General features: G+C 63.6%; 7 protein-coding genes and 1 riboswitch. Of the genes, 3 read left to right on the forward strand and 4 right to left on the reverse strand.

Annotation, left to right across the window (positions count from 1 at the left end):
* Positions 1-6: 6 nt before the first annotated feature.
* The 3 genes from metH to ACT6VE_RS14750 form a co-directional block, all read right to left on the reverse strand.
* Positions 7-3,798, reverse strand: coding sequence for a methionine synthase (gene metH, locus ACT6VE_RS14740; protein WP_444799324.1), 3,792 nt, complete (start codon positions 3,796-3,798; stop codon positions 7-9).
* Between the two features lie 86 nt (positions 3,799-3,884).
* The gene (locus tag ACT6VE_RS14745) at positions 3,885-4,100 is read right to left on the reverse strand and encodes a hypothetical protein (RefSeq protein WP_444799325.1); all 216 of its coding nucleotides are present in this window, start codon (positions 4,098-4,100) and stop codon (positions 3,885-3,887) included.
* Positions 4,101-4,201: 101 nt separating this feature from the next.
* Positions 4,202-4,418: riboswitch (cobalamin riboswitch) on the reverse strand.
* Between the two features lie 202 nt (positions 4,419-4,620).
* On the reverse strand, positions 4,621-4,827 hold the full coding sequence (locus tag ACT6VE_RS14750; RefSeq protein ID WP_444799326.1) for a hypothetical protein: 207 nt from the start codon (positions 4,825-4,827) through the stop codon (positions 4,621-4,623).
* Between ACT6VE_RS14750 and ACT6VE_RS14755 the strand changes: the two genes are divergently transcribed.
* Together ACT6VE_RS14755 and ACT6VE_RS14760 are read left to right on the forward strand one after the other, a co-directional pair.
* Positions 4,826-13,315: a GH36-type glycosyl hydrolase domain-containing protein gene (locus ACT6VE_RS14755; RefSeq protein ID WP_444799327.1), complete on the forward strand. Its 8,490-nt coding sequence runs from the start codon at positions 4,826-4,828 to the stop codon at positions 13,313-13,315. The two genes, ACT6VE_RS14750 and ACT6VE_RS14755, sit on opposite strands and share 2 nt — an antisense overlap.
* Positions 13,316-13,339: 24 nt before the next feature.
* Positions 13,340-14,509 carry an OpgC family protein gene (locus ACT6VE_RS14760; protein WP_444799328.1) on the forward strand — a complete coding sequence of 390 codons (1,170 nt, stop codon included), beginning with the start codon at positions 13,340-13,342 and terminating at the stop codon, positions 14,507-14,509.
* A gap of 6 nt (positions 14,510-14,515) precedes the next feature.
* Here ACT6VE_RS14760 and ACT6VE_RS14765 read toward each other — a convergent pair whose 3' ends face one another.
* The gene (locus tag ACT6VE_RS14765) at positions 14,516-16,273 is read right to left on the reverse strand and encodes a glucan ABC transporter ATP-binding protein/ permease (RefSeq protein ID WP_444799329.1); all 1,758 of its coding nucleotides are present in this window, start codon (positions 16,271-16,273) and stop codon (positions 14,516-14,518) included.
* A gap of 305 nt (positions 16,274-16,578) precedes the next feature.
* Here ACT6VE_RS14765 and ACT6VE_RS14770 point away from each other — a divergent pair, with 305 nt between their 5' ends.
* The gene (locus tag ACT6VE_RS14770) at positions 16,579-17,319 is read left to right on the forward strand and encodes a LuxR family transcriptional regulator (RefSeq protein ID WP_444799330.1); all 741 of its coding nucleotides are present in this window, start codon (positions 16,579-16,581) and stop codon (positions 17,317-17,319) included.
* The last annotated feature ends 18 nt before the right edge of the window (positions 17,320-17,337 follow it).

Genomic DNA, 17,337 nt, shown 5'->3' on the forward strand with positions numbered 1-17,337 from the left:
GAGGTCTCAGGCCGCGTTCTCCCGCACCGGCGCCGGCACGTAGTTGAGCACCGGCCCGAGCCAGCGCTCCACTTCGACGACTGGCATATCCTTGCGCCGCGCGTAGTCTTCCACCTGGTCGCGCTCCACCTTGGCGACCCCGAAATAGTAGCTCTCGGGTGACGCGATATAGAGGCCGGAGACGGAGGAGCCGGGCCACATGGCGAAGCTTTCGGTCAAGGTCACGCCGATTTCCTTTTCCGCGTCGAGCAAGCGGAACAGTGCCGTCTTCTCCGTATGATCCGGCTGAGCCGGATAACCGGGAGCAGGGCGGATGCCGGCATAGGGCTCGCCGATGAGGTCGGTCGGGGCAAAGGTCTCGTCCGCCACGTAGCCCCAGAGTTCCTTGCGCACCACTTCATGCATGCGCTCGGCAAAGGCTTCTGCGAATCGGTCGGCGAGCGCTTTCACGAGGATCGAGTTGTAGTCGTCGTTCGCCCGCTCGAAACGTTCGGCAATGGCGATCTCGCCGATGCCGGCCGTCACCACGAAGCCGCCAAGATAATCCTGCTTGCCGCTATCGACGGGTGCGACGAAATCGGAGAGCGCGACGTTCGGCCGGCCGTCGCGCTTGGAAAGCTGCTGGCGCAGCGTGAAGAAGGTCGCAAGCTCCTTGTTGCGTGCCTCGTCGGTGAAGAGGCGGATGTCGTCGCCGACGGTGCCGGCCGGCCAGAAGCCGACGACGGCTTTTGGCGTGAACCATTTTTCCGCAATGATCTTTTCCAGCATCGCCTGCGCATCGGCAAAGAGCTGGCGGGCCGCCGGCCCCTGTTTTTCGTCATCGAGGATTTTCGGATAGACGCCCTTCAGCTCCCAGGTCTGGAAGAAGGGGGTCCAGTCGATGTAACGGGCGAGATCGGCGAGATCCCAATCCTGCCAGACGCGGGTGCCGAGGAAGGAGGGCGTCTTCGGCTGGTAGGCGGACCAGTCGGCCCTGAAGGCATTGTCGCGCGCCTTGCCGATCGGAAAACGCTGTTTTTCCGCTTCGCTCCGGGCATGGGCATCGGCCACCTTGCGGTACTCGGCCTTCAGCGTCTCGACGTAACCGGGCTTCATCTCGGCCGACAGCAGGCTGCCGACCACGCCGACGGCGCGGCTCGCATCGGTGACGTAGACGGTCTGGCCACGGTCGTAGCGCGGGTGGATTTTGACGGCCGTGTGCACGCGGCTCGTCGTGGCGCCGCCAATCAGCAGCGGGATGTCGAAACCTTCGCGCTCCATTTCATTGGCGACATGCACCATCTCGTCGAGCGAGGGCGTGATCAGGCCGGACAGGCCGATGATGTCGACCTTTTCGGCTTTCGCCGTCTCGAGGATCTTCGTTGCCGGCACCATGACGCCGAGGTCGATGATCTCGTAATTGTTGCAGGCGAGCACGACGCCGACGATGTTCTTGCCGATGTCGTGCACGTCGCCCTTGACGGTTGCCATCAGGATTTTGCCGGCGCTCTGCCGCCCGCCGCTGCCGCCATTGGCGAGCTTTTCGGCTTCCATGTAGGGCAGCAGCACGGCGACGGCCTGTTTCATCACGCGAGCGGATTTCACGACCTGCGGCAGGAACATCTTGCCGGCGCCAAAAAGGTCGCCGACGACGTTCATGCCGGCCATCAGCGGGCCTTCGATGACGTGCAGCGGGCGTTCCGCATTCTGCCTGGCCTCTTCCGTGTCGGCCTCGACGAATTCGGTGATGCCGTTGACGAGGGCGTGTTCGAGGCGCTTTTCGACCGCCCAGTCGCGCCAGGCGAGGTCGCGCTCCTTGGCTTCCTTGCCGGCCGTGCCCTTGAAGCGTTCGGCGATCTCCAGCATGCGCTCGGTCGCGGTGCCGCCGCCCTTCGGCACGCGGTTCAGCACCACGTCCTCGCAGGCCTCACGCAGGTCCGCCTCGATCGTGTCGTAGACGGCAAGCTGGCCGGCATTGACGATGCCCATGTCCATGCCCGCCTGAATGGCGTGGTAGAGGAACACCGCGTGCATCGCCTCGCGCACCGGCTCGTTGCCGCGGAACGAGAAGGAGAGGTTGGAGACGCCGCCGGAAATATGGGCATGCGGCAGGGTGGCGGTGATTTCGGCGGTCGCTTCGATGAAGTCTACACCGTAATTGTCGTGCTCCTCGATGCCGGTGGCGACGGCAAAGATGTTCGGGTCGAAGACGATGTCTTCCGGCGCAAGGCCGGCGACTTCGGTCAAGAGCTTGTAGGCGCGGGTGCAGATATCCACCTTGCGCGCCCTGGTGTCGGCCTGCCCGGTCTCGTCGAAGGCCATGACGACGACGGCGGCGCCATAGGCGCGCACGAGCTTGGCGTGGTGCAGGAAGGCTTCCTCGCCTTCCTTCAGCGAGATCGAGTTGACCAGCGGCTTGCCCTGCACGCATTTCAGGCCGGCCTCGATCACCTCCCATTTCGAGCTGTCGATCATCAGGGGTACGCGGGCGATATCCGGCTCTGCGGCGATGAGATTGACGTATTCCGTCATGGCCCTGGCAGAATCGATCAGGCCCTCGTCCATGTTGATGTCGATGATCTGCGCGCCGTTCGCCACCTGGTCGCGCGCGACGTCGAGGGCGGCCGCATAGTCGCCGGCGGTGATCAGCTTGCGAAATTTCGCCGAGCCGGTGACGTTGGTGCGCTCGCCCACGTTCACGAAGGGAATGGCGTCGGTCAGCGTGAAGGGTTCGAGGCCGGAAAGCCGCATATGGCGCGGGATGTCGGGGATTTCGCGTGGGCTATGGCGGGCGGCGGCGGCGGCGATGGCGCGGATATGGTCCGGCGTCGAGCCGCAGCAGCCGCCGACGATATTGACCAAGCCATCACGCATGAACCCTTCGATCTGGGCGGCCATCTCGTCCGGCGTCTCGTCATATTGACCGAAGGCGTTCGGCAGGCCGGCATTGGGGTAAGCACAGACGAAGGTCTGTGCCACGGAAGAAATTTCGGCGAGGTGGGCGCGCATGGCATTGGCGCCGAGCGCGCAGTTGAGGCCGATGGAGAAGGGATCGGCGTGGCGCACCGAGTTCCAGAAGGCTTCCGGCGTCTGGCCGGACAGTGTGCGGCCGGACAAGTCGGTGATCGTGCCGGAGATCATGACCGGCAGCTCGATGCCCTTTTCCTCGAAGATTTCGCGGGTGGCGAAGATCGCGGCCTTGGCGTTCAGCGTGTCGAAGATCGTCTCGATCAGGATGATGTCGGCGCCACCATCGATGAGGCCGCGCAGCTGGTCGGCATAGGCGAGGCGCAGGTCGTCGAAGGAGACGGCGCGGTAGCCGGGATTGTTGACATCAGGCGAGATGGAGGCGGTGCGGTTGGTCGGGCCGAGCGCGCCGGCGACGAAACGGCGGCGGCCGTCCTTTTCCTGGGCGCGCAGCCCGGCGCGCCGCGCAAGGCGTGCGCCGTCGCGGTTCAGTTCATAGACCATGTCCTCCATGCCGTAATCGGCCTGGGCGATGGTGGTGGAGGAGAAGGTGTTGGTTTCGAGAATGTCGGCGCCGGCCAGCGCATAGCGGTAGTGGATGTCCTCGATCGCGCCCGGTTGAGTGAGCGTCAGGAGGTCGTTGTTGCCCTGCTGGTGGCAGGCGCAATCGCCGAAGCGGTCGCCGCGGAAATCGTCCTCGACGAGCTTGAGCGTCTGGATTTCCGTACCCATGGCGCCGTCGAGCACCAGGATGCGCTCGCGGGCAGCCTCCTGCAGGGCGGCGAGGATCTCGCGGCCGTCGCGGGGCGGGAGTTCGGGGCCGAACAGGGTGTCCAGGTGCGATTTGGCCATGGCAAAGCCCTCCGGTGCAATCATACTGCATCGGAAGTCACATAAAGATATCTTTATGTCAATATGTCTTTATGCCGGCTGACGCATCAGTGAAGCGGCCCGTCTGCGCCGGCAAGCGATACGAACAGCGATCGGAGGCGGGTAATATCCGGATCGGAATCGTCATAACGGGAGAGTTTTTGCACCTCCTTCAGCGCCTCGACGGCAAGGTCGGCGCCGCGCGGCTGCCAGAGCAGCCAGGAGATGAAAACGGATTCCGGTTTTCCGGTGCCGGAGAGACCGTTGTCGGTGGTTGCAAACATGTAGATCCCCAATCGGTAAATTGGGGGATGACCGGACGCACGCATGCTGGATTTCGCCCAAAGGCGACAAGCAAGCGCACCACTGGGACACCCCGCCCATGGACGTTTCAAGTATCAGGGCAGGTCTCCTGGCTCACGGGTCGTTGCTCCAGTCTCGCCTTCCCGGTCCAAAGACCAGTGGCTTTATCGACAGTCGCTCGCCGTTCACAGTTGCGGGGGCAGCGCCGGTCTTGGCACTCCATCTGGAGCATCGCACCGGCTTCCCTCTTAGCCTCCAAGCCGCATGCGACTCGGAAGACCCTGACTTCGGCAAACTGGCGTCAGCGCGCCGGCAAGTCAATGGTTTTGGCCGTCATGCACAGGGCGGGAACTTTTTCCGTCGTCAGGCATTGGGCTTTTCGCCTGCACCATGCGCAGGTTCGCCCTGCGGGAGGGAGGGGCGATTCACCAAATCCGCAGATGAGGGTCCATGCTGCGCCATCCAGTCCTGTTGACATGTTGCAAGTCTCTGTCCTTACGGCTAAAAAATGCCGTTTTCATGCACCACGCGGCCAGGATGCCAACAAGCGTGTCGCCTGAGCCATGTCCAACCGTCAAGCATCTCCCAGGTGCGGTTCGGTGCCATGGCTGATCGCGGCACAAATATGAACCCTGCCCGCAAAAAACTGTCCAGCGCAAAGGCCGCCGCCGGATGGTTCCACATGGCCGGATCCAGAATCAGAAACATGCCCCTTCATAATACGCCGCAAGCCTCCTCGCGCGATGCCGACGTCAAGCAGATCGATTATAACGATTCGATCCGCGCCACCTATCTGACGCTGGAGGAGCTCGCCGATTGCGGTGAAGCGCTGGCGCGCGACAAACGCGCGGCCCTGCCCGGCTTCCGTCCCTTCGAATTCCGTGCCCGGCACAAGGAGAACGAGAAGGAGATCTTCCGCGTCTATCAGGTGACCGCGAAGGACGTCGAAGCGGGCGTGCAGATCACCCCCGCCGCCGAATGGCTGCTCGACAATTATTACGTGATCGAAGAGGCGATCCAGGAAGTCCGTCGCGATTTCCCCCGCCGCTTCTTCCGCCAGCTGCCGACCATGGAGGTCGAGGGACAGGTCATGCCGCGCACGCTGGCGCTCGCCTGGCTCTATGTCGCCCATACGCATAGCGGCGTCTCGCATGACGGCCTGACGGCCTTCGTCCAGGGCTTCCAGAAGGTTGATGCGCTGAAGATCGGCGAACTCTGGGCGCTGCCGTCCTTCATTCGTTTCGTGCTTCTCGAAAACCTCCGCCGCATTTCGAGCCGCGTCGAGCGCTCGCGCAAGATGCGGCTGAAGGCGAACGAGGTGGCGGACGAACTGATCCGGCTCAACGATCCGGAAAAATGCATTGCCCATCTCCAGTCGATGGAGACCTTCATCGACGACAACACTTTCGTCATCCAGCTGCTCTACCGGCTTCGTGACGGCCTGCAGGCCTCCGGCGCCGTGATCCAGTGGCTGGAGCGCAAGATCGAGAGCCGCGGCAGCGATCTCGAGGAGCTGATCGTCGCGGAGAACAACCGGCTGTCCTCCGGCAACGTCACGATGAGTTCGCTCATCAAGAGCCTGCGCTCCGTCGACGATACGGAATGGCCCGTCTGGTTCGAGAGCGTCAGCCGTCTCGACGAAGCGCTGCGCCAGCGTTCCGACTATAGCGACCTCGATTTCGGCTCGCGCAACAAGTACCGCAACACGATCGAGCGTTTCGCCCGCCGTTCCGGCAAGACCGAGCTGGAAGTGACCGAAACCGCGCTCACCATGACCGAGGAAGATGCGGCGGCGCATGTCGAGGACCTGGATTACAAGGCCAATGTGGCGGCCTTCCTCGTCGGCAAGAAGCGCAAGCAGCTCGAAAAGCGCATCGGCTACCGGCCTTCGCTTGTCCAGCAGGCCGTGCGCCTGATCCGCAAGCTGGATTGGTTCGCGATTGCCGGGCCCAACATCATCCTGACGCTGCTGGCGATGATCGCGGTCTATTTCTTCCTCGATCCGCTCGACATTCCGAACGGCGCATGGCTCATCATGCTCGTGCTTTTCGCGCTGCCGGCCTCCGAGGGTGCGACGGGTCTTTTCAACACGCTGGTCACCTTCTTCGTCACGCCGTCCCGCCTTGTCGGTTATGAATTCAAGGACGGCATTCCGGACGATGCACGCACGCTGCTTGCCGTGCCCTGTCTGATTTCCAAGCGCGACCATGTCGACGAACTGGTGCGCAATCTCGAGGTGCACTACCTCGCCAATCCGCGCGGCGAGATCTATTTCGCGCTCATCAGCGACTGGGCCGACAGCCAGTCGGAAGAAACGCCGGCCGATCTCGACGTACTCGACTACGCCAAGCGCGAGGTTGCGGCGCTGTCCGCCCGCTACGCCTATGACGGCCGCACGCGCTTCTATTTCCTGCACCGCCGCCGGCTCTACAATCCGTCAGAAGGCGCCTGGATGGGCTGGGAGCGCAAGCGCGGCAAGCTGCACGAGCTGAACCTGCTTCTGCGCGGTGACGGCGACACGACCTTCCTGCCGGGCGCCAACATCGTGCCGGCGGACGTCAAATATGTCATGACGCTCGATTCCGACACGCGCCTGATGCGCGACGCCGTGACGAAGCTCGTCGGCAAGATGCACCACCCGATCAACCGCCCGGTCATCGACGAGGCGACGGGCGAAATCACCGCCGGCTACAGCATTCTCCAGCCGCGCGTCACGCCGTCGCTGACGACCGGCAAGGAAGCCTCGACGTTCCAGCGCATCTTTTCCGCCGATCGTGGCATCGACCCCTACGTCTTCACCGTGTCCGACATCTACCAGGATCTCGTCGGCGAAGGCACGTTCACCGGCAAGGGCCTCTATCACGTCGATGCCTTCGAGGCGGCCGTGAAGGGCCGGATCGGTGAGAATGCGGTGCTGAGCCACGACCTTCTCGAAGGCTCGCTGTCCCGCTGCGCGCTGGTGACGGATGTCGAACTCGTCGAGGATTTCCCGACGCGCTACGGTGTCGAGACCTCGCGCCAGCATCGCTGGGCGCGCGGCGACTGGCAGCTGCTGCCCTACCTCTTCAGCCCGTCGAGTGGAATTTCCATGATCGGCCGCTGGAAGATGTACGACAACCTGCGCCGCAGTCTCATCCCGATCGGCTGGCTCGTCGCCTCGGTCATGGGGTGGTACTATATGGAGCCGCGCCAGGCGTTGATCTGGCAGCTCGTGCTGATCTTCCTGCTCTTCGTCGCGCCGACGCTGTCGCTGATCTCCGGCATCATGCCGCGCCGCAACGACATTGTCGCGCGTGCCCATGTGCATCGGGTCATCTCGGACATCCGCGCGGCCAATGCGCAGGTCGCGCTCCGCATCGTCTTCATCGCCCATTCGGCGGGCTTGATGGCGGATGCGATCATCCGCTCGCTCTACCGCACCTTCGTCAGCCGCAAGCTGATGCTGGAATGGCGCACGGCCGCGCAGGCCGACAGTGCCGCGCGCGGCGGCATTCTTGCTCATTACAAATCCATGTGGCAGGCGCCGGCGCTCGCCGTGGTTTCCGTGGCGCTCGCCATGGTCTCCGATACGGGCCTGCCCTTCATCGGCATTCCGTTCGCTCTCGTCTGGCTGCTGTCGCCGATGATCGCCTGGAATGTCAGCCAGACGGCGGAGACCGAGGACCAGCTCGTCGTATCCGACTATGTCGCCACCGAGCTTCGCAAGATCGCGCGGCGCACCTGGCGCTATTTCGAGACCTTCGTGACGGCCGAGCAGCACTTCCTGCCGCCGGACAATTTCCAGGAAACGCCGCAGCCGGTGCTTGCCGAGCGCACCTCGCCGACCAATATCGGCGTCTACCTGCTCTCGGTCATCTCCGCGCGCGATTTCGGCTGGATCGGTTTTGAAGAGACGGTGCGGCGCCTGGAACAGACGGTTTCGACCGTCGACGGCATGCCGAAATATCGCGGCCACCTCTACAACTGGTACCGCACGAATACGCTGGAAACGCTTGGCCCTCGCTACGTTTCGGCGGTCGACAGCGGCAACCTCGCCGGCCACCTCATCGCCGTCTCTTCCATGTGCCGCGAATGGGCCGAAGCGCCGTCGGCATTTCTGCAGGGCAGCCTCGACGGCATCGGCGACGTGGCATCGATCCTGTCCGAGACGCTGGGCGAACTCCCCGACGACCGCAAGACCGTCCGCCCGCTGCGCCGTCTCATCGAGGAGCGCATCGCCGGCTTCCACAACGCGCTCGCCGCGGTCAAGCGCGAGCACGAATTCGCCTCCATCCGCGTCATCAACCTTTCGGTGCTGGCGCGCGACGTCAACAAGCTGATCGTCAACCTCGACCACGAGATCAAGTCGCCGCAGAGCGGCGAGGTCGTGCATTGGGCGGGCGCGCTGGTCGCGGCCTGCGAGGCGCATATTGCCGACAGCGTCTTCGACCTAGGCAGCATCGAGACCTTGCGGGCGCGTCTGGTCGTGTTGCGCGACCGTGCACGCGACATCGCCTTCTCGATGGATTTCGGCTTCCTGTTCCGCCAGGAGCGCCGCCTGCTGTCCATCGGCTACCGCGTCGAGACCAACGAACTCGACGAGGCCTGCTACGACCTGCTCGCCTCGGAAGCACGTCTCACCAGCCTGTTTGCCATCGCCAAGGGGGATCTTCCCACCGAGCACTGGTACAAGCTCGGCCGCCCGGTCGTGCCGGTCGGCTCGCGCGGTGCGCTCGTCTCCTGGTCGGGCTCGATGTTCGAATATCTCATGCCGCCGCTCGTCATGCAGGAGCGCCAGGGCGGCATCCTCAACCAGACGAACAATCTGGTGGTGAAGGAGCAGATGAACCACGGCCGCCGTCTCGGCACGCCCTGGGGCATTTCGGAAGCCGCTTTCAACGCCCGCGACCACGAACTGACCTATCAGTACACCAATTTCGGCGTGCCGACGCTCGGCCTCAAGCGCGGCCTCGGCCAGAATGCGGTGATCGCGCCCTATGCCTCGCTGCTTGCCTCGCAATATGCGCCGGCGGCCTCGCTCGAAAACCTCGAGCGGCTGCGCAAGCTCGGTGCCCTCGGCGTCTATGGCTTCCACGATGCCGTCGACTTCACGCCGACGCGCGTGCCGGAGGGCAAGACCTGCGCGGTCGTGCGCAACTACATGGCGCACCATCACGGCATGTCGATCGCCGCCGTTGCCAACGTCGTCTTCAACGGCGCGCTGCGCGAACGTTTCCACTCCGACCCGGTCATCGAGGCCGCCGAACTGCTCCTGCAGGAAAAGGCGCCGCGCGACATTCCGGTCATCAACGCCAAGCGCGAACCGGAAACCGTCGGCAGCACGCAGGCCGACCTGTTGCGCCCGGAAATCCGCATCATCAAGGATCCGTTCTCCAGGGAGCGCGAGACCGTCTTCCTGTCGAACGGGCACTATTCCGTCATGCTGACGGCGAATGGTGCCGGCTATTCGCGCTGGAACGGCCAGTCGGTCACCCGCTGGAAGCCCGACCCCACGGAAGACCGCTGGGGCTCCTTCCTCTTCCTGCGCGATACGGCGACGAACGAGTGGTGGTCCGCCACTGCCGAGCCGAAGCGCGCCGAAGGCGAGGAAACGAAGACCCAGTTCGGCGACGACAAGGCGGAGTTCATCAAGACCGTCGGCACGCTGACGAGCGAACTCGAGGTCATCGTTGCCACCGAGCATGACGCCGAAGGCCGCCGCCTGACGCTTCTCAACACCGGAACGGAGGACCGCTTCATCGAAGTGACGTCCTACATGGAGCCGGTCATCTCGACCGACGAGGCCGACAGCGCCCATCCGCTGTTCTCGAAAATGTTCATCCGCACCGAGATCGGCAAGCGCGGCGATGTCGTGCGCGCCGAGCGGCAGAAGCGCAACCCGAACGAACCGGACATGATGGTCGCCCACCTGATCGTCGACAATGCCGGTCCCTCGCGCCGCACCGAGATCGAAACCGACCGCCGCCGCTTCATCGGCCGCGGCCGATCGCTGACGACGGCCGCCGCCTTCGATCCGGGCGCGCAGCTTTCCGGCACGGACGGCTTCACGCTCGATCCGATCATGGCGCTGCGCCGCGTGGTGCGCGTGCCGGCCGGCAAGAAGGTCAAGGTCATCTTCTGGACCATTGCCGCCCCCAGCCGTGCCGAAGTGGATGCGGCAATCGACCGCTACCGCCACCCGGACGTCTTCAACCACGAAATGATCCATGCCTGGACGCGCTCGCAGGTGCATATGCGCCATGTCGGCGTCACCTCGCAGGAGGCGGCGAGCTTCCAGATGCTCGGCCGTTACCTCACCTATCCGGACATGCACCTTCGCGCCGATACCGGCACGATCCAGAGCGGGCTGGCTGCCCAGTCGGCGCTGTGGCCGCTGTCAATTTCCGGCGACTTCCCGATCTTCGTGCTGCGTATCAACGACGAGATGGACATCGAAGTCGCCCGCCAGGCGTTGCGTGCACAGGATTACCTGCGTCACCGCGGCGTCACGGCCGATCTGGTGATCTTGAACGAGCGCGCCTCTTCCTATGCGCAGGACATGCAGCACACACTCGACCATATGTGCGAGAACCTGCGCAGCCGCAGCCAGTCCGACGGTGCGCGCCAGCATGTCTTCACGGTGCGCCGCGACCTGATGGACGGCACCACCTGGCAGGCGCTGCTCGCCACCGCGCGCGCCGTTTTCCACGCGCGCAACGGCACGCTTGCCGACCAGATTGCCCGCACGGTCGCCCTGTTCTCCACGCCGCGCGGTGTGGAGGAGACGAAGGCCGAAACGCTGGTTCCGAAGCTGCCGGCGCCCGCCGGCGAGCCGGTGGACATAAACGGTGACGGTCTTTCCTTCTGGAACGGTTTCGGCGGCTTCAACGCCGATCGCCGGGAATATGCCGTGCGGTTGCGCGGCGGCGAGGCGACACCGCAGCCGTGGATCAACGTCATCGCCAACCAGCATTTTGGCTTCCACGTTTCGGCGGAAGGCGCGGGCTACACCTGGAGCCGCAATTCGCGCGACTTCCAGCTGACGCTCTGGACGAACGATCCGGTCATCAACCGTCCGGGCGAGGCCTTCTATGTGAGAGACCGCGAGCGCGGCACGGTAATGACGCCCTTCGCCACGCTGTCGCGCAAGCCCTCGGTGAAGTTCGAGACCTGGCATGGCCTCGGCTACTCGGCCTTCCGCAGCTGGGAAGACGATATCGAGCTTGATCTCGTGCAGACGGTCGATCCTGAGGATCCGGTCAAATATTCGCGCCTTGTCGTGAAGAACACCGGTGAAACGGAGCGCAGCGTGACGGTTTACGGCTATGTCGAGTGGGTGCTCGGCAACAATCCCACCAAGACCGCGCCCTTTGTGCTGACCAGCCATGACGAGGAGAGCGGCGCGCTCTTTGCAACGAACCCGTACAGCTTCGACTTTGCCGGCCGGACCAGCTTCTTCGCCGTCAATGCGCCGCTCTCGGGCTTTACCGCGAAACGGCGCGAGTTCATTGGCCGCGGCGGCGACATCGTGCTGCCGGCGGCTGTCGTCGCGGGGCAGGCGCTGTCCGGTTCCGCCGAAGGCATCGGCGATCCCTGTGCGGCGCTTGCCGTCGATATCACGCTGAAACCCGGCGAGACGCGTGAACTGCATTTCGTGCTCGGCGACACGGCCGATGCCGACAGCGCCCGGGCGCTGGCCGACAAGAGCCGCGCGGTGGATTTCGACAAGGTCATGACCGCCGTTCGTGGCTACTGGAGCGACTTTACCGGCACGCTTCAGGTCAAGACGCCCGATCCGGCGCTCGACCGCATGGTCAATGACTGGCTGCCCTATCAGGCACTGGGTTGCCGCATCCAGGCCCGCTCGGCCTTCTACCAGGCAAGCGGCGCCTACGGCTTCCGCGACCAGTTGCAGGATACGCTTGCCTTCATCCTGCACCGGCCGGAGCTTGCCCGCGGGCAGATCCTCAACGCGGCCTCGCGGCAATTCGTCGAAGGCGACGTGCAGCATTGGTGGTTGCCCGACAACGGCGCCGGCGTGCGCACCATGATCTCCGACGACGTGGTGTGGCTCGCCCATGCGGTCGAATATTATTGCCGCGCCACCGGTGATCATACGGTCCTCGACGAAACGCTTGCCTTCATCGAGGGACAGGCACTGGCCGAAGGCCAGCACGATGCGTTCTTCACGCCGGATCGCTCGTCTGAAGAGGCGCCGCTCTATGAACATTGCGCCCGCGCACTCGACCTGGCGCTGCGCCGCACCGGAGAGAACGGCCTGCCGCTCATCCTCGGCGGCGACTGGAACGACGGCATGAACCGCGTCGGTGAGGCAGGCCGTGGCACGAGCGTCTGGCTCGGCTGGTTCCTCGCCGGCACGCTTGGCGGCTTCATCCCGCTCGCCCGTGAGCGCGGGGACCAGACCCGCGCCAGCCAATGGGAAGAGCATCTCGGCCGCCTCAAGATCGCGCTGGAAACGGCCGGCTGGGACGGCAGCTACTACCGCCGCGGCTATTTCGATGACGGCACGCCGCTCGGCTCCGCTGAAAACGCGGAGTGCCGGATCGATTCGATCGCGCAAAGCTGGAGCGTGCTGTCCGGCATGGGCAGTGCGGAACGGTCGCGTCAGGCGATGGATGCGGTGATGGAAAACCTTGTCGACCGGGAGCACGGCATCATCCGCCTGTTCACTCCGCCGCTCGTCGAGACCCCGCAGGATCCGGGCTACATCAAGGCCTATCCGCCGGGCGTGCGCGAAAACGGTGGCCAATATACCCATGCCGCGACCTGGGTCGTGCTGGCGTTGGCGCGGCAGGGCCGGGCCGAGGATGCCTGGACCTGCTTCAACCTGCTGAACCCGATCAACCACGCGCAAAACCCGGAAGCGGCAGCACTTTACCGCGTCGAGCCCTATGTCGTTGCCGCCGATGTCTATGGTGCAGGCGAACGCACTGGGCAGGGCGGCTGGACCTGGTATACCGGGTCGGCAGGCCTGCTCTACCGTGCGGCAGTCGAGGGCATCCTCGGCATCCGTAGGCAAGCCAACCGCCTCTTCGTCGAACCGGTTCTGCCGGCCGCGTGGAACGGCTATGAGGCGACGCTCGTCCTGGATGGACGGACACTTTCGATCCGTGTCGAGCGCGCCAATGACGGTGGATGGCAAACAAGTGTGAACGACACTGTCATCAAATCTTCAAACGAGGGTTATTTGCTCTGATCCATGCATATGGATCAGAGAATTATGACAGACAGACATGGACTGGTGGGGCGTGTGCCGCGCGAACGCGACACACGCCTCGACGTCTTCCGGGCGCTTGCCCTGCTGACGATCTTCGTCAATCACGTTCCCGGCCAGTATCTGGAGCACCTGACGCACAAGAACTTCGGCTTTTCCGATTCGGCGGAAGCCTTCGTTCTCATTTCGGGCATGTCGGTCGGGCTTGCCTATGGCGCGCGTTTTGCGGTCGGCGAGCGGTTGGCGGTGACGCTGCGCATCCTGCGGCGGGCGCTGACGCTCTACGTCGCGCATATCATGACGAGCGTCATTACCTTCGCGATCTTTGCCGGCGGTGCGTTGTGGTTCGGCCGGCCGGATCTCCTGTCCGAGATCAATCTGCGCGCTGTCGTGGATCGCACGGAGCAGGGCGTGGTCAGCATGGTGCTGCTCGGCCATCAGTTCGGCTATAACAACATTCTTTCCATGTATGCCGTGCTGTTCCTGATGCTGCCGGGCTTCCTCTGGCTCTATCGGCGCAGCGCCTGGCTGCTGATCGCCGTCTCCGGCACGCTCTGGCTCTGTGCCGGCATCTGGCAGATCGCGCCGTCGAATTTTCTCGATGACGGCTACTGGTTCCTCAATCCGCTGTCCTGGCAGTTCCTCTTCGTGATCGGCTTCGTCGGCGTGTTGCGGGCGAAGAAGAAGGGCTTTTCGCGCAATCCGGTGCTGATGGCGCTGTCGGCGACCTATCTCTTCGTCTCGATGCTGTGGGTGATGTTCTCCTGGTGGAACATCGATTTTTCCTACGGCCTGCCGGCGGTACTGACCGGTTTCGACAAGACGTTCCTCTCGATCACGCGGCTGCTTCATGTGCTGGCGGGCGCCTATCTGGTGGCGACGATCCCGGTTCTGTCCAACTGGGCCGCGCTGCCGCTTTCCCATCCGCTGGTGGCCGTGGGGCGGCATTCGCTTGCCGTCTTCATCTTCGGCACGATCCTTGCGATGGCGGGGCAGGTGATGATGTTCGTGACCGGCAAGAACCCGATCCTCGGCACGCTCTACGCGATCCTCGGCATCGCGCTGCACATCGCCTATGCGCGTTATCTTGACTGGCAGGCGGCCGTCATCAGCCAGAATGCAAAACGGCAGGGCTTGCAGGCCCTGCCGGTCAAAAGGAACGACTCACAACGATGAGAGACGTCAGGCGGCGGTGTGGCTCTTGCGCACGTCGTCGTCCGTCAGAATGCCGCTTGCCCGCAGCAGGGCGGCGAAGCGGCCGTTGCTCTGGCTGAGATCGTTGAACGTGCCCATCTCGGCCACCTTGCCATGATCCATGAAGACGACGAGGTCGGCTTCGCGGACGGTGGACAGGCGGTGGGCGATGATGAAGGTCGTGCGGTTGCGGCGCAATTGATCGATTGCCGCCTTCACACGCGCTTCCGTCTCCACGTCGAGCGCACTGGTCGCCTCGTCGAGCACGAGGATCGGCGCGTTCTTGAGGATGGCGCGGGCAATGGCGATGCGCTGGCGTTCGCCACCGGAAAGCCGGTTGCCACGTTCGCCGACATGGGTCTCGTAGCCGCTCTGGCGGGAGGTGATGAAGTCGTTCGCTGCCGCCGCTTCTGCCGCTGCCATGACTTCCTCTTCCGTCGCACCCTCACGGCCCAGGCGAATATTGTCGGAGATCGAACGGTTGAGCAGGCCCGCATCCTGGAAGACGGTGGCGATGGACCGGCGCAGCGACTTGCGCGTCACCGTCGCGATATCGACGCCGTCGATCAGGATCTGGCCGGACTTCGGCTCGTAGACGCGCTGCAGAAGGTTGACGAGCGTCGTCTTGCCCGCACCCGTCGGGCCGACGATGGCGACGGTCTGGCCGGCTTCCACCGTGAAAGACACGTCGTTGACGCCCTGGGTCGCATTGGCGAAGTCGAAGTTGACGTTGCGGTATTCGATCCGGCCCTTGACGTCGCCGAGATCGCCAGCGTTGGCCGGCTCCTCGCGGTCCTTGACGGAATCCTCGAGCGTGAAGAAGTCCTCAAGCTTGGCGCGGGCTTCGAAGATCTGCGTGGCAAAGGCCTTCATCTGGTCGAGGCGGCCGATGAGCAGGCCGGCGAAGCCGATAAAGGCGATGACGTCACCGACACGGATTTCGCCGCGCTGCACGAGCACCGTGCCGATGACGAGGATCGTCATCATCGAAATCGTCGATGCGATGCGGTTCAGCGCGCTGGCAATCGCCCACCAGTCGAGCACGGGAAGCTGCGCGTTGATCAGACGCTCGGCAAAGCGCTTCAGTTCGCGCGTCTCGGATTCGATGCGGTTATAGCTGTGCACGACGGAAACGTTGCTGATCGAGTCCGACACGTGGGAGAAGACGGTGTGGTAGTGGTTCTCCACCGATGCCTGGCCTTCACGGGTGCGGTTCATCACCACCTTGCCGATGATGACATAGAGCACGCCGAGCACCACCAGCACGATCGACAGGCGATAATCCATGACGAAAGCCGTGGGAATCAGCAGAACGAGTGCCACGGCGGTCGCCAGATGCGTGCGCATGAATTCCAGCCACAGGCCGAACAGCGTTTCGCAGGCGCGCAGCAGCGTATGCAGCGCGTTCGAGGTGCCGCGGTGGCTATGCCAGGAAAGCGGCATGGAAATGATGCGGCCGAACGCTTCCGTCAGAAGGCTCGCGCGGCGGCCATGCGCCAGCCGGTCGGCCTCGCGGGCGACAAGCACATAGGCGATCGTGTTGAACAGGCCGAAGCCCGCCCACATGGCCAGCATCGGCGTGACGTCACCCTTGGAGGAGATGGCGTCGATGATGCGGCCGAACAGGATCGGTTCCGCAATGGTGATGATTGCCAGCACGATGTTGGCCACCACCACCGAGCCGACGCGAATCTTGTAGACCCCAAGATAGCTAAGGGCTCTTGCATAAACCTGAAACAAAGACACGGAATAAGGCCTTTCCGGCGATACCTATTGTGCGGTGCAGCGAAAGCACCAGTTCTCTTTGCAGTGCGCTCTTAATCAGCGGAAGGGGCTAAAGTTCTTCGACAGCGTGCAAATTTCATGACTCCTATGAAATCTTGCGTGATTTTCGATTTTACGCCGCGCTATGTCCCTTAGCCGATTGATTTTCATCCTTCGATCCTGCCAATTGTATGCGGGGCAACATGAATGGGACATGACTGGTTCGAACGCGGGGCCGGGTTTGGTTTTTTCAAAAATGGATTTGGGGCGCTTTAAGCGCGAGGCATATGAAGATCAACTTGCTGGTGCAATTTCTTGCACTGATCGACGAGTTGCGCGGCCGGGAAGAGACGACGGCTGAGTTTGAGCGTCTGCTGATGCTTTACGGGTTCGACTATTACGGCCTCCTCCAGGCGCCGAAGCCGGTGGAGAGCCCATCGAGCCTGCTGCTCGCCGGCCGCTGGCCGAAGGGCTGGCCGGAAACCTATTTGCGCAAACGCTATATGCAGGTCGATCCGACCGTGCGCTATCTCGGCCATGCGCAGGCCGGTTTCCGCTGGCGTGACACGCTGGGCGCCTTCCGTCTCAGCCCGCATCGCAAGCGCATGGAGCGCATGATGGTCGATGCGCGGCAGAACGGGCTCGAGGATGGTTACGTGTTTCCCGTGCACGGCCGCCGCGGTCTCATTGGCAGCCTCAGCCTGGGCGGCAAGCCGGTCGACCTGGAAAGTGTCGAGATCGGACTTTTCGACAATATCGCCCGCCGGCTGTACTGGAAGCTCATCAACGTCGCGGATCCGGAAGAGGCTGCGCGCCTTTCCGCCATCGTCGACGTGGAATTGACGCGCCGCGAAATGGAGGCGCTGAGCCTGCTTGCCGAGGGCATGACCTCGCACGATATCGGCCGCGTGCTCGGCATTTCCAGCCACACGGTCGACTGGTACATGAACGGCATCCAGGAAAAGCTCGGCGCGCGCAACCGGCACCATGCTATCGCCATCGCCTTCCGGCTCGGCCTTGTCTCCTGATTGTCGCAATTCTTTCGC

Origin of the sequence: Shinella sp. (assembly GCF_052438155.1) — a bacterium.
GTDB lineage: Bacteria > Pseudomonadota > Alphaproteobacteria > Rhizobiales > Rhizobiaceae > Shinella.

What these genes read in the sequence shown, in the direction of transcription:
- metH (WP_444799324.1), bottom strand. Translation starts at nt 3,798, where the DNA reads ATGGCCAAATCGCACCTGGACACCCTGTTCGGCCCCGAACTCCCGCCC.
- ACT6VE_RS14745 (WP_444799325.1), bottom strand. Translation starts at nt 4,100, where the DNA reads ATGTTTGCAACCACCGACAACGGTCTCTCCGGCACCGGAAAACCGGAA.
- ACT6VE_RS14755 (WP_444799327.1), top strand. Translation starts at nt 4,826, where the DNA reads ATGCCCCTTCATAATACGCCGCAAGCCTCCTCGCGCGATGCCGACGTC.
- ACT6VE_RS14750 (WP_444799326.1), bottom strand. Translation starts at nt 4,827, where the DNA reads ATGTTTCTGATTCTGGATCCGGCCATGTGGAACCATCCGGCGGCGGCC.
- ACT6VE_RS14760 (WP_444799328.1), top strand. Translation starts at nt 13,340, where the DNA reads ATGACAGACAGACATGGACTGGTGGGGCGTGTGCCGCGCGAACGCGAC.
- ACT6VE_RS14770 (WP_444799330.1), top strand. Translation starts at nt 16,579, where the DNA reads ATGAAGATCAACTTGCTGGTGCAATTTCTTGCACTGATCGACGAGTTG.